12 protein-coding genes and 1 tRNA gene are annotated in these 12,248 nt (G+C 69.5%); 8 read left to right on the forward strand and 5 right to left on the reverse strand.

Annotation, left to right across the window (positions count from 1 at the left end; all coding sequences use genetic code 11):
- Positions 1 to 34: 34 nt before the first annotated feature.
- Together ACK4SE_RS09595 and ACK4SE_RS09600 are read right to left on the reverse strand one after the other, a co-directional pair.
- The gene (locus tag ACK4SE_RS09595) at positions 35 to 343 is read right to left on the reverse strand and encodes a cell division protein ZapA (RefSeq protein ID WP_409691737.1); all 309 of its coding nucleotides are present in this window, start codon (positions 341 to 343) and stop codon (positions 35 to 37) included.
- Complete coding sequence (locus ACK4SE_RS09600) at positions 343 to 594, reverse strand: hypothetical protein (protein WP_409691739.1); 252 nt, start codon at positions 592 to 594, stop codon at positions 343 to 345. The genes ACK4SE_RS09595 and ACK4SE_RS09600 overlap by 1 nt, the downstream gene beginning before the upstream one ends.
- 96 nt (positions 595 to 690) lie before the next feature.
- On the opposite strand from ACK4SE_RS09600, the gene tkt reads away from it, so the two are divergent.
- On the forward strand, positions 691 to 2,694 hold the full coding sequence (gene tkt / locus ACK4SE_RS09605) for a transketolase (protein ID WP_409691741.1): 2,004 nt from the start codon (positions 691 to 693) through the stop codon (positions 2,692 to 2,694).
- Between the two features lie 17 nt (positions 2,695 to 2,711).
- A complete protein-coding gene (gene purT, locus ACK4SE_RS09610) occupies positions 2,712 to 3,905 on the forward strand; it encodes a formate-dependent phosphoribosylglycinamide formyltransferase (RefSeq protein WP_409691744.1) in 1,194 nt (397 codons plus the stop codon).
- On the opposite strand, the gene ACK4SE_RS09615 is transcribed toward purT, so the two are convergent.
- On the reverse strand, positions 3,895 to 5,136 hold the full coding sequence (locus ACK4SE_RS09615) for a S41 family peptidase (RefSeq protein WP_409691745.1): 1,242 nt from the start codon (positions 5,134 to 5,136) through the stop codon (positions 3,895 to 3,897). The two genes, purT and ACK4SE_RS09615, sit on opposite strands and share 11 nt — an antisense overlap.
- A gap of 57 nt (positions 5,137 to 5,193) precedes the next feature.
- Positions 5,194 to 6,081, reverse strand: coding sequence for an AraC family transcriptional regulator N-terminal domain-containing protein (locus ACK4SE_RS09620; protein WP_409691747.1), 888 nt, complete (start codon positions 6,079 to 6,081; stop codon positions 5,194 to 5,196).
- A gap of 142 nt (positions 6,082 to 6,223) precedes the next feature.
- Between ACK4SE_RS09620 and ACK4SE_RS09625 the strand changes: the two genes are divergently transcribed.
- Positions 6,224 to 6,958, forward strand: a complete 735-nt coding sequence (locus ACK4SE_RS09625) for an SDR family oxidoreductase (RefSeq protein WP_409691750.1) — start codon at positions 6,224 to 6,226, stop codon at positions 6,956 to 6,958.
- 128 nt (positions 6,959 to 7,086) lie between these two features.
- Here the strand turns inward: ACK4SE_RS09625 and ACK4SE_RS09630 are convergent.
- A tRNA-Cys gene (locus ACK4SE_RS09630) sits at positions 7,087 to 7,160 on the reverse strand.
- Positions 7,161 to 7,281: 121 nt separating this feature from the next.
- Here ACK4SE_RS09630 and ACK4SE_RS09635 point away from each other — a divergent pair.
- From ACK4SE_RS09635 to ACK4SE_RS09655, 5 genes are all read left to right on the forward strand, one after another.
- Entirely contained in the window at positions 7,282 to 7,959 is a 678-nt protein-coding gene (locus ACK4SE_RS09635; RefSeq protein ID WP_409691752.1) for a hypothetical protein, read from the forward strand.
- Positions 7,960 to 7,982: 23 nt separating this feature from the next.
- A complete protein-coding gene (locus ACK4SE_RS09640; protein WP_409691755.1) occupies positions 7,983 to 9,032 on the forward strand; it encodes an OmpA family protein in 1,050 nt (349 codons plus the stop codon).
- 94 nt (positions 9,033 to 9,126) lie between these two features.
- Positions 9,127 to 9,756, forward strand: a complete 630-nt coding sequence (locus ACK4SE_RS09645) for a protein-L-isoaspartate O-methyltransferase family protein (RefSeq protein WP_409691758.1) — start codon at positions 9,127 to 9,129, stop codon at positions 9,754 to 9,756.
- A gap of 124 nt (positions 9,757 to 9,880) precedes the next feature.
- Positions 9,881 to 11,458 carry a TolC family outer membrane protein gene (locus ACK4SE_RS09650; protein ID WP_409691760.1) on the forward strand — a complete coding sequence of 526 codons (1,578 nt, stop codon included), beginning with the start codon at positions 9,881 to 9,883 and terminating at the stop codon, positions 11,456 to 11,458.
- Positions 11,459 to 11,602: 144 nt separating this feature from the next.
- On the forward strand, positions 11,603 to 12,238 hold the full coding sequence (locus ACK4SE_RS09655) for a DUF2497 domain-containing protein (protein ID WP_409691762.1): 636 nt from the start codon (positions 11,603 to 11,605) through the stop codon (positions 12,236 to 12,238).
- Positions 12,239 to 12,248: the final 10 nt, after the last annotated feature.

A 12,248-nucleotide genomic window follows, 5' to 3' on the forward strand; every position in this document is an offset into this window, starting at 1 on the left:
AGATAGGCGCGGGCGGTGTCTTCAACAAGGCCGATCAGATCCCCGCCGCGATCTTCTCGATGCGGGCAGCGACGGCGTTCAGGGCTTCGGCGACGCCGGCGTCGGAGGGCGCGGCGGTGGGGACGGGGGGAGTCTCGCCCAGGCGGGCTTCCTGCAGCTGGTCGGCCAGCACCAGCGCGGCCATCAGGAACAGGCGGATGTCGCCCACCTGACCCACGTCGGCGGCGACGTCGCGCACATGGTTGTCAAACTGCTTGGCCAGGATACGCACGCGCTCTTCCTGGCCGTCGGCGCAGCCCACCGCATAGGGGCGGCCGTTGATCTCGACAGTGACGGTGGCCATCAGCCCTCTCCGTTCAGGACAGCGCGAACCTCGTCGGCGGCGCGCGACAGGGCCCTGGACGCCTCATCGGCGGCAGTCTCAAGCTCGGCCACGCGGGCGGCGCTCCCGGCATCGTCAGCGGCGGGGCGCGGTGCGAACAGGTCGTCGTCGGCCACGGGGGCCGGGCGCGCCTTCAGCTCACGCACCTTGCGCTCCAGATCGTTCAGCGCACGGTCGATGCGGGCCCGTGCGGCCTCGACGGCGTCAGCCATGCTCAAATCCTCCAGTTTTCGTATAGAACCCGAAGGCGCGTCGGGGTAAAGCGGCGCCGTCCCCGTTTACTATTCATTGTTCGAGAGGTCCGCCGCGTGGCCGAGCCCCAGACCATCCGCACCCCGTCCGCCAAGCCCTCAATGCGTCAGATGGCCGATGCGATCCGGGTGCTGTCCATGGACGCGGTGGAAAAGGCCAACAGCGGCCACCCCGGCATGCCCATGGGCATGGCCGATGTGGCGACGGTGCTGTTCTCCAAGTATCTGAAGTTCGACGCCAGCCGCCCGGACTGGGCGGACCGGGACCGGTTCATCCTCTCGGCGGGCCATGGCTCCATGCTGCTGTACAGCCTGCTTCACCTGACCGGCTACAAGGCGGTGACCAAGGACGAGCTGTCGAACTTCCGTCAGTGGGGGTCGAAGACGGCGGGCCATCCGGAGTACGGCCACATCCCCGGCGCCGAGACCACCACCGGCCCGCTGGGGCAGGGCCTGGCCAACGCCGTGGGCTTCGCCATGGCTGAGCGGCACCTGAACGCACGCTTTGGGGATGATCTGGTCGACCACCGCACCTGGGTCATCGCCGGCGACGGTTGCCTGATGGAGGGCGTCAGCCAAGAGGCCATCGGCATCGCCGGGCGACTGAAGCTGAACCGCCTGACCGTGCTGTGGGACGACAACGACATCACCATAGACGGCGCGGTGCGCCTGTCCGACGCCACCGACCAGCTGGCGCGCTTCAAGGCCTCGGGCTGGGCGGTCAAGGCCATCGACGGCCATGACGAGGGCCAGATCCGCCGCGCCCTGCTGTGGGCCACGCGCCAGGACAAGCCCACCCTGATCGCCTGCAAGACGAAGATCGGCCGCGGCGCCGCCACCATGGAAGGCAGCCACAAGACCCACGGCGCGGCCCTGGGCGCCGCCGAAGTGGCCGCCACCCGCCTTGGCCTGAGCTGGAACCACGAGCCGTTCGACCTGCCGGACACCATAGAGAAGGCGTGGCGCGCCGTGGGCCGCCGGGGCGCCAAACTGCGCAAGGTCTGGGAAGGCCGTCTGGCCGCCCACCCGCAGGCGGATCATTTCACCCGCGCCATGAAGGGTGACTTGCCTGCCGGCGCTTTCGACGCCCTGGACGCCAGGATCGCCGAACTGGTGGAGACGAAGCCCGCGCAGGCCACCCGCCAGTCGTCCGGCGCCGCCCTGACCGAGCTGTTCGGCCGCATCCCGGAGATGATCGGCGGCTCGGCCGACCTGACGGGCTCCAACAACACCTACGTCAAGGACACGCCCATCCTCGACACGCCGGACTATTCCGGCCGCTATGTGAACTGGGGTATCCGCGAGCACGGCATGGCCGCAGCCATGAACGGCATGGCGCTGCATGGCGGGGTCATCCCCTACGGCGGCACCTTCATGGTGTTCTCCGACTATTCGCGCCCGTCGATCCGCCTGGCCGCCCTGATGGGCATCCGGGTGGTGCATGTGCTGACCCACGACTCCATCGGTCTGGGCGAAGACGGCCCCACCCACCAGCCGGTGGAGCATCTGGCCGCCCTGCGCGCCATTCCGAACCTTCTGGTGTTCCGCCCCGCCGACACGGTGGAGGCGTTCGAGTGCTGGAAGCTCGCGCTGGAGCACCGCACCGCCCCGTCGGCCATGGCCCTGTCGCGTCAGAAGACCGACGCGGTGCGCGTCACGGCGTCGGACGAGAACCTGTGCGCCCGTGGCGCCTATGAGTTGCGCGCCGCCGACGGGGAGGCGAAAGCCACCCTGTTCGCCACCGGCACCGAGGTTCCGCTGGCGCTCAAGGCCCGCGACACCCTGCAGGCGCAGGGCGTGCCGACCCGGGTGGTTTCGGTCCCCTGCTTCGAACTGTTCGAGCAGCAACCGAAGGCCTACCAGGACTCGGTCATCGGCCGCGGCACGGTTCGCGTGGCTGTCGAGGCCGCCATCAAGCAGGGCTGGGAACGGTTCATCGGCGAGGACGGCGCTTTCGTCGGCATGTCGTCCTTCGGCGCCTCGGCCCCGGCGCCGCGCCTGTACGAAGCCTTCGGCATCACCGCCGATGCGGTGGTGGAGCAGGTCAAGGCGCGCCTCTGACGCCGGGAGCACGACCGATGAAACTGGGCACCCCGCTTTCCGACACCGCCGTGCGCGTAATGCTGCTGGGCGCCGGCGAACTGGGCAAGGAAGTGGCCATCGAGCTGCAGCGGCTGGGCGCCGAGGTGGTGGCGGTGGATCGCTATCCCAACGCGCCGGCCATGCAGGTGGCGCACCGCAGCCACGTCATCCCCATGACCGACCCGCAGGTGCTGAACGGGGTCATCATGGCCGAGGCGCCGCACATCATCGTGCCCGAGATCGAGGCCATCGCCACCGACGTGCTGGCCGCCATCGAGGCGGCGGGCATGGCCACGGTCATCCCCACCGCTCGCGCCACCCAGCTGACCATGAACCGCGAGGGCATTCGCCGTCTGGCCGCCGAAGAGCTTGGCCTGCCCACCAGCCCCTACGCCTTCGCCGGTTCGGCCCTGGAGCTGGCGGACGCCGCCCACCGCATTGGCCTGCCGGTCTTCGTCAAGCCGGTGATGTCCTCTTCGGGCAAGGGCCAGAGCTATGTGGAGGCGCTGGAGGACTGCGCCAACGCATGGGCCTACGCCCAGTCCGGCGGCCGGGTCGAGACGGCGCAGGTGATCGTCGAGGGACGTATCGATTTCGATTTCGAGATCACCCTGCTGACCGTGCGCTCCCTGCGCGACGGCGTGGTGGTCACCGATTTCTGCGACCCTATCGGCCATCGTCAGGTCAAGGGCGACTATGTGGAAAGCTGGCAGCCCCAGCCCATGACCCCCGCCGCCCTGACCGCTGCGCAGGACATCGCCGGCAAGGTCACCGACGCGCTGGGCGGTCTCGGCCTGTTCGGGGTGGAGCTATTCGTCAAGGGCGACCAGGTGTGGTTCAGTGAGGTGTCGCCTCGCCCGCACGACACAGGTCTGGTCACCCTCGCGAGCCAGCGCTTCAGCGAGTTCGCCATCCACGCCCGCGCCATCCTGGGCCTGCCGGTGGATGTGAGCCGCACCGACATCGCCGCCAGCGCCGTGATCTATGGCGGCATGGACGCGCAGGGCATCGCCTTTGAAGGCGTCGACCACGCCCTGTCCGTGCCCACCGCCGACATCCGCCTGTTCGGCAAGCCGGAGAGCTTCGAGCGCCGCCGCATGGGCGTGGCCCTTGCGCGGGGCGATGACACGGATCAGGCCCGCGAACGGGCGCGCGAGGCCGCCGCGCGGGTCAGGCCGGTCAGGGGCTAGAGGTCAGCCGCGCCACCGCCGCCGCCAGCACCACGTCCTCGCCCGCGCGGCGCTGGGTCAGGGTGGGGGCGATTTCCAGGTCGGGGGTCACGCCGCGCTTCTCCAGCACCACCCCGGAGGGGGTGCGCAGTTCCTGCATGCCGACGCTGAGGCGTCCGCCGTCCGGCAGGTTCAGATGGCGGGAGGCCACGACCACGCCATGGGTCCGCTCGCCCATGACCACCGCCCGCCCGGATTCCTGAAAGGCCGCGGCCAGAACTTCGGCGGCGCTGACCGAGGCGGCGTCCACCAGAATGACGAGCGGGCCGGCGTAGGCGCCCGCAGCCGGATCGACTGCAATGCGCTGGTCTACGAAACGCCCGGTCATGACCGCAGCGATCATGGGCTCGCGCACCAGCATGCCCATGAGGCGGGTCATCTCATAGAGCGAGCCGCCCCGGTTGCCGCGCAGATCCAGAATGACGCCCCGCGCCGGTTGCTCGTATCGCAGGGCGGCGATGGCCTCCATCACGGCCTCGACCGGGGCCGTGTCGAAACCCTCGAAAGCCGCCAGCAGGACGTCGCCGTCCAGGCGCTCGAGGTGGTGCTGGGGCATTGCCGGCATGATCTCGGCGGTCAGGGTGAAGGCGTGGGACGCGCCCGTCTCGTCCGTGAAGACGATCTCCTCGGAGCGGCCTTCGGAGGGCGGCAGGGACGCCTCCAGGCTGCGGCCGTCGAAGGTCTCGGCCTCCCAGCCCACCTGCACGCCCGCACGGTCCGCCGGACTGTCCGGGCGCACCACATGAACGAACCAGCCCTCGGGCGACCAGCGCAGCGTCATGCCGTAGGTGGCCTGGGCTTCGCCCCGCTCAAGCGCCTCGGTGCGGACCCGCAGATGGGGCGCGCGGACATTGGTGTGGCGGTCGTCCAGCGTCTCGATGACCGCGTTGAGGTTGTCGTAGAAGGCGAACTCGTCGGGCTGGGCCACCACCGCCTCACGCCGCGTGGCCGTCAGCGCATCCCAGTCCACCCCGCCGAAGTCGGACCGGTAGAACAGCCTCCCCACCCAGCGCGTCGCCTCGTCATAGACCTGTTCGTTCAGGGCCCGCCGCTCGGGCGAATGGTCCGCGACCACCACCGGCGCGGGGGCGGGCTGATCCGTACGGACATAGGGCACGGTGCTCTGACACGCCGCCAGAACGAGGGCGGCCAGGCCGATGAGCAACGGAGGCAGGCGGAGGTTGAGTGTCATGTCTCCACGCTAGCCTCATCCCCGGCAGGCCGGGAACCGCAAAGTTGTGCGCGGAGGTCAGACGGCCGCAGTCGGCATCCCCGCCGAGCGTAGCCGCGCCGCGTCCCGGCCGGGCGGGGTGCCGAACAGGCGGACGTATTCCCGCGAGAACTGGGACGGGCTGTCGTACCCCACCTGAAAGCCCGCGCCCTGGGCGTCGCAGGCCTCGCTTAGCATCAGGCGGCGGGCCTCCTGCAGGCGGATCTGCTTCTGATACTGGAGGGGGCTCATGGCCGTCACCGCCTTGAAGTGCTGGTGCAGGGCCGAGGGGCTCATGCCCGCCTCGCGGGCCACACTCGCGATGCTGAACGGGCGATCATAGTTGTCACGGATCCAGGCGATGGCGCGGGCCACATGGGACAGGCGGCTGTCGGGCGCCCCGATCTGACGCACGACGCCCGCCTGATCTCCGGTGAGCAGCCAGTAATGGATTTCCCGCCGGATCATGGGCGCAAGGGTCTCTGCGTGCTCCGGAGCGTCCAGAAGCTGAACCATTCGGGCGCCCGCGCCCGCCAGTTCCGGGGTCGTCCGGCTCAGGTGCACCCCGCGCGATCCTTCGCTTCCCGGCGGGGGCGGGCGCTCGGTCATCAACGCCATCAGGAGCGCCGGCTCCAGATCAATGCGCAGGCAGAGGTAGGGCCGTTCCGGCGACGCCTCTGTCACCTGACCGGTCAGCGGCAGGTCGACGGACACCACAAGGTGGGAGTCCGCGTCGTAGCGATAGGTCTCGTCGCCCAGCATGACCACCTTGGCGCCCTGGGCGATAATGCATACGGCCGGCTGATGCAGCACGGGAATCCGCTCTGTCGGCTGCCCCTGCCGAATGAGCGCCATGCCGGGAACAGCCGTGTCGAACATGCCATCGCCGGGCGTGTGTCGGGAGATCAGGGAGGCCAGGTGCTTCATGCTTCCTGCTTTCCACCGCCGGACGTCCGATACAACCGGTCATGCTCGACTCAGGAGGATCGTGCAAGAACGCCGGAGGACCATTCTAACGCATCCGCACGCCGTCGCCGTATTCCGGTCTCGTCCAATCAAGGAGACAGACATGACGAATGCAATGAACAAGGTGGTGCTCGTGACCGGGGCCAGCAGCGGCATCGGTGAAGCGATCGCCCGCGAACTGGCCGGGGCCGGCGCCAGGGTGGTGATCGGCGCGCGGCGGCTGGACCGGCTCGAGGCCCTGAAGGCCGACATCGAGGCGGCGGGCGGCGAAGCCCTGGCCCGCGCCCTGGACGTGACCTCGCGCGAGGATGTGAAGGCCTTCGTGGAGGCCGCGCGCGAGCGCTTCGGGCGGGTGGACGTGATCGTCAACAATGCCGGCGTCATGCCGCTGTCCCCGCTCGCCGCCCTGAAGGTCGACGAATGGGACCGCATGATCGACGTCAACATCCGTGGGGTTCTGCACGGAATCGCGGCGGCCCTGCCGATCATGGAAGAACAGGGCGAGGGCCAGATCATCAACATCGCCTCGACCGCCGGGCACCAGATCCTGCCGACGGGCTCGGTCTATTGCGCCACCAAGTTCGCGGTACGGGTGATCTCGGAATCCCTGCGTCAGGAGACGGACAAGGTTCGGGTGTCGGTCGTCTCGCCGGGCGTGACTTTGTCGGAGCTGGCCGAGACCATCACCCACGCCGACACCGCCGCCTTCATCGACGAGTACCGCAAGAAGGCGATCCCGGCCGAGGCTATCGCCCGGGCCGTGCGCTTCGCCATCGAGCAGCCGCGCGAGGTGGACATGAGCGAGATCATCGTGCGCCCCACCGCGACCACGGTCTGACGCGCCGGAGGGGGCGGGGAGGTCGCCCCCTCGCCCTCTCCACGGAAGGGCGCGGCGAAGCAGCCGCGCGATCCCAAATGGGATGGTCGACGCCCTGACCGGGGCGATGTTTGAACAGGGAAAGGTTTTGGAGGCCTGACCGAGAATCGAACTCGGGTGCACGGATTTGCAGTCCGCTGCGTAACCACTCCGCCATCAGGCCGCCGGCGCCCGTAAAGGGCCGTCGCTCAAGCGAGGGCGTTCGCTATCAGATCGCCCGCGCCGCCGCAACGCGCCTTTTACCGGGCGCGCGACGAAAGGGCGCGAGCAAATCGTGGCGCCAATTGCTGAACCTGAAGGCTTTTCCGGAGTTTTCCTCACAGCGTGGCGCTTGCGACGGCCGCTGCGCACTGGAAAACCAAGGGGGAAAGCGCATGACTTCAATCCGCATACTGGGCGCCGCATTGGCCGGCTCCGCTCTGGTCCTCTCAGCGTGCGGGGGTGGCGATGAGGCTGCGCCAGGAGAGCCGGCGACCGATGTCGCCGCGAGCACCCCTGGCGGTCAGGGGGAGCAGCCGGTGGCTGCGGCGTCGCAGACATCGCTCTGGAGAGGCGGCGAGGTCGTGCCGCTCGATATCCAGGTCGCGCATCCGAACGGCGTGGTCCTGCAGCTGACGTCGCTTCAGTCCCGCGAGACCGAAACGGCGGTCGGCGTAAGAATTCTGAACGGCGCAGAGCGAGAAATCCAGCTCAACCGGGTCAACAACCGCCACGGCTACATCGTGGTGGACACCGGCGAGCGCATCTACATTTCGCCCCCGGCGGGGAATACCACCCTTGCCGTTCAGCCGGGCCAGACGCTGGAAGGCGAGCTGGTTTTCCTTGGCCGACTCCCGCGCGGCCAAAGCGCCGTGCTGGTGCTGAATGAGAACAACCCCACCGACAACCGCTACTCGCGCACACCCGGCTTCCGGATCGATCTTCCTCTCGCCACTACGGGCGCGCCGGAAGCGGCGTCGTGAAGGCCGCCGCAATGCCTGGGGGCATGGCCCTCGCCGTGACCTGCGCAATGGCGGCCGCCCTGGCGGCCTGCGGCGAAACCGGCGCCGGTCGGGATGGCGCGCCGCTTGAGGTCCAGGCCACGCACGCCTCTGGCGCAGTGCTGCAGATCCTGTCGGCCCGGGTCGGAGACGAAACCACTCAGGTCCGTGTGCGGGTCATGAATGGTCGGGATCGGGAGATCATCCTGAACAACGGCGACACGGCCTCCTACCTGCTGACCGACGGCGGTGAGAGGCTCCCGCTGATTGCGCCGCCGACCAACGAGCGCCTCGCCATTCCCGCCGGACAGATCCTGGACGGGGTACTGGTCTTTACGGGCGCGCCGGCGCGCGGCACGGACGTGGTGTTTGTGCTCAACGAGCGCGGATCCGCCGACAATGTTTACAGCAGCACCCCGCGCTTCGAGGCGCGCCTGCCGCTTGACGGCGCCTTCGGCGGGCGCGGCCTGGCCGAAGTCTCGGCGTTGTCCGGCATGAGGGCGAACCCCACCACCGTGCTGCGTCCCATGACCGCGAGCGGCACGACTCTGGGCGGCGGCGGCCGCAGCGCCAGCGAGCTTCGCGTGGTCGAGGCGCTGAAGACCGAACTGGGCGCGGTGGAGACGGACAGGGGCACGGTGGTCTCGCTGGAAGGCGACGTCACCTTCGACTTCGATCAGGCCACCATCCGGTCAGAGGCCCGCGGGACGCTGGACCGGCTGGCGGAACTGCTCAGCGGCGCCGAGGGCGGGACAATCCAGATCGAAGGCCACACCGATTCCGAGGGCGCCGAAGACTACAACCAGACCCTGTCAGAGCGACGGGCCGAGGCTGTGGCCGCCTACCTCGTTGAGCAGGGCGTGGCGCGGGATCGTCTCCGGACCGCAGGATACGGCACCGGTCGGCCCGTGGCGCCGAATGCCGGGCCAGATGGGTCAGATGACGAACAGGGGCGCCAGCGAAACCGCAGGGTCGAGGTGATCCTGCCGGGGTTGGGCGAGCGCGCTGCCCCGCAGGCGGCCGGCGGACAGTCCAGACTGGGGCCCGCGTCCTGAGGTCCCACCCGCCGCACCTTGCCGGGGCGGGGCGGGCGGACCTATAAGGCGCGCAGGTTTTCAGGCCTTTCGGCTGATCAGGATTCGAGCTGCCATGGACTTCGTCGCCGCCCGCAAGATGATGGTGGATTCCCAGGTCCGCGTGAACGACGTGACCGACCGCGCGCTTCAGGCCGCGCTGCTGGCCGTGCCCCGCGAGCGCTTCTGCGCCCCCGACCGGGCGTTTTCGGCCTATGCGGAAGCGGAATGCGAGATCGCGGGCGGGCGCGTGCTGATGCTGCCGCGCGAGGTGGCCAAGCTGCTCAGCGCGCTTGAGGTCCGTCCGGGCGAAAAGGCCCTGGCCATCGCAGGCCCCTATGCCGCAGCCGTGCTGGCCCGTCTGGGCGCCGCGGTCACGGCCCAGGAGGCGGATCACGCCGTGCTGGATGTGGTCGCGCCGGCTCTGGCTGACGCCGGGGTCGAGACAACGGCCGCGCCCTTCGATCAACCGCAGGGCGAGGGCTACGACATCATCGTCAGCGAAGGCGCTGTGGGCGCGCGGCCCCAGGTCTGGCTCGACGCCCTTGCCGTGGGCGGGCGGCTGGCGGTGGTGGAGCGCACGGGCCCGTCAGGCCGGGGCGTGCTCTATGTGCGGGGCCGCGACGGATTTTCGCGCCGTGACCTGTTTGACGCAGCGCCGCCGGTGCTGGCGGGTATGACGCCCGAAGCGGCCTTCAGCTTTTGAATCCTGCGCGCGACGGAACGCCGCCCGTTTTGCGTGAAGAAAACTTAACTGGCGCGAACGGCGGGCATTTCGCAAACCAGCCTGACGCGCGCGCATCTCGCGCCCTAATCTTTGAGGACTGGTCATGGTGAGACGTACCCGCGCGCTGGCTTCCGCCGCCGCTCTGGCCCTGATGGCGGCGCTGGCCGGGCCGGTTTCGGCGGACTCGCTGCAGGACGCCATCGCCCTTGCGTACCAGACCAATCCGACCCTGCTGGCCCAGCGCGCGCAGCAGCGGGCCCTGGACGAGACCTATGTGCAGGCCCGCGCCGGACTGCGGCCGAACATCAACGCGTCCGTGGGCGCCGCCTACACGCGCAACTACGGCGAAACGACCGGGGGCGCGATCCCCGACATTCCCGTCCCCATCGACACGGACGGCGACGGAATCCCCGATGCCACGGCGACCATTCCGGGCGCGGCCTTCTCGAGCAGCGGCGCTGCTCGCGAGAGCAATTCGGGCAGCGTCAGCGTGGGTCTGTCCCAGGTCCTGTACACCGGCGGCCGTCTGGCCCACGGCATCAATGCGTCGGAAGCGGCGGTGCTGGCGGGGCGCGAGGACCTGCGCGCCGTCGAGCAGTCGGTGCTGCAGGGCGTAATCCAAGCCTATGTGGACGTGCAGCGGGACATGGAGATCCTACGCATCCGTCAGGACAACATCGGCGTCCTGAGCCGCCAGCTGGAGGAGGCCAGCGCGCGGTTCGAGGTCGGCGAGATCACCCGCACCGACGTGGCCCAGGCCGAAGCGCGCCTGGCCCAGTCCGAATCCGATCTGGCCGGCGCCCAGGCCCAGCTTTCGGTCAGCCGCGCCGCCTATGCGGCTGTGGTGGGTCAGACGCCGACAGATCTGGAAACCCCGCCGCCCCTGCCGGGCGTGCCCAACGACTTCGATGTCGCCCTGGACGCGGGTCTGGTCGAGAATCCCGGCCTGACGGCATCCGAGTACCGCCTGCGCGGCGCCGAGGCTCGCGTGGCCGCCGCCCGCAGCGAATACCTGCCCTCGGCCAGCCTGAACGCCAGCTATGGCGGTTCCAGCGCCCTGAACGAGTTCGATCCGTTCGAGCGCACCAGCCTGAACGTCACGGCTAACCTGACCGTGCCGCTGTTTACCGGCGGGCTGAACCGTTCGCGCGTGGCCCAGGCCCTGGAAGACGCCAACGTCGCCCAGATCGGCGTGGAGGGGGAGCGTCGAGAGGTGCTGCGCAGCGTCAGCACCGCCTACGCCCAGATGATCTCCGCCCGGTCCTCGCTACAGGCGGGCGAGGAGGCTGTGCGCGCCGCCCGTATCGCGGCCGAGGGCGTGCGTCAGGAAGCCCAGGTGGGTCTGCGCACCACCCTGGACGTGCTGAACCAGGAGCTGGAGCTGCGCTCGGCGGAGGTGAATCTGGTGTCCGCCCGACGCAACGAATACGTGGCCCAGGCCGCACTGCTGGCCGCCATGGGCCGACTGGAAGGCCCGGCTCTCGTGCCTTCGCTGGACCCCTATGATCCGGCCGCCAACTTCCAGCGGGTGCGCAACCGCGGCGGCCTGCCGTGGGACGGCGTGATCGAGGCCATCGACCGCATCGCGGCCCCCTCGATCATGCCCGCCAATGACCAGGTAGACGCCCCCATCGACACCCAGTTGAAGTCCCAGATCATCCGCACGGCGCCGACGGAATAGGCCGCGTAATTAACCGTCTCGGCGAAAACGAGCGTTGATTCCCGAGCCTCTAAGTGCGACGACAAGGGCATGGGGGCAGGCGCGCAGAATGGCGCGTGTTCCTTTGATGCTTGTGATTTTGACCGGCCGCTTCGGGGATTCGCCATGACCGATCAATCCGCCCAGGAACCGACCATGGAGGAGATTCTCGCCTCCATCCGGCGGATCATCTCCGAGGACGACGCTCCGGCTGACGCGCCCGCCGCCGAGGCGGCTCCGGCCGAACCGGAACCCGATCCCATGCCCGTCCAGGCCGAGCCGGAACCCGCGCCCGAACCTGAAGCCGTCGCCCCCGCGATGCAGGAGCCGGCCCCGGAGCCTGAGCCCGAAGCCGCTCCCGTCGAGGACGAAGAGGTGCTGGAGCTGACCGAGCGCTACGAGGCGCCCCAGGCCGAGGAGAGCATCGGCGATCTGGACGTGTCCGCACCCGAGCCGTTCCCTGAACCGGCGTTCGAGCCCGAACCGGCGTCCGTCCCGCAAATGGCCCCGCAACCCGCCCCTGTCGCGGCCGCGCCCGCTGAGTCGCTGGTCAGCGCCGCCGCCGCCGGCGCCGCCGCCTCGGCCTTTGCGGGCCTGACCGCCGCCGCGCGCACCCCGGCTGACGCCCGCTCGCTGGAGGACATCGTGCGCGAACTGCTGCGCCCGATGTTGAAGGACTGGCTCGACGCGAACCTGCCCGGCATCGTCGAGCGCGAGGTACGCGCCGAGGTGGAGCGCATCTCCCGCCAGGGCGGCGCCTGACGCCGACGCT

Origin of the sequence: Brevundimonas sp., from assembly GCF_046293315.1 — a bacterium.
GTDB lineage: Bacteria > Pseudomonadota > Alphaproteobacteria > Caulobacterales > Caulobacteraceae > Brevundimonas.

Bases quoted from the DNA above. Each gene is read 5' to 3' on its own strand.
- ACK4SE_RS09615 (WP_409691745.1), bottom strand. From the start codon at position 5,136: ATGACACTCAACCTCCGCCTGCCTCCGTTGCTCATCGGCCTGGCCGCC.
- ACK4SE_RS09595 (WP_409691737.1), bottom strand. From the start codon at position 343: ATGGCCACCGTCACTGTCGAGATCAACGGCCGCCCCTATGCGGTGGGC.
- ACK4SE_RS09655 (WP_409691762.1), top strand. From the start codon at position 11,603: ATGACCGATCAATCCGCCCAGGAACCGACCATGGAGGAGATTCTCGCC.
- ACK4SE_RS09640 (WP_409691755.1), top strand. From the start codon at position 7,983: ATGGCCCTCGCCGTGACCTGCGCAATGGCGGCCGCCCTGGCGGCCTGC.
- purT (WP_409691744.1), top strand. From the start codon at position 2,712: ATGAAACTGGGCACCCCGCTTTCCGACACCGCCGTGCGCGTAATGCTG.
- ACK4SE_RS09600 (WP_409691739.1), bottom strand. From the start codon at position 594: ATGGCTGACGCCGTCGAGGCCGCACGGGCCCGCATCGACCGTGCGCTG.
- ACK4SE_RS09645 (WP_409691758.1), top strand. From the start codon at position 9,127: ATGGACTTCGTCGCCGCCCGCAAGATGATGGTGGATTCCCAGGTCCGC.
- ACK4SE_RS09650 (WP_409691760.1), top strand. From the start codon at position 9,881: ATGGTGAGACGTACCCGCGCGCTGGCTTCCGCCGCCGCTCTGGCCCTG.
- ACK4SE_RS09625 (WP_409691750.1), top strand. From the start codon at position 6,224: ATGACGAATGCAATGAACAAGGTGGTGCTCGTGACCGGGGCCAGCAGC.
- ACK4SE_RS09620 (WP_409691747.1), bottom strand. From the start codon at position 6,081: ATGAAGCACCTGGCCTCCCTGATCTCCCGACACACGCCCGGCGATGGC.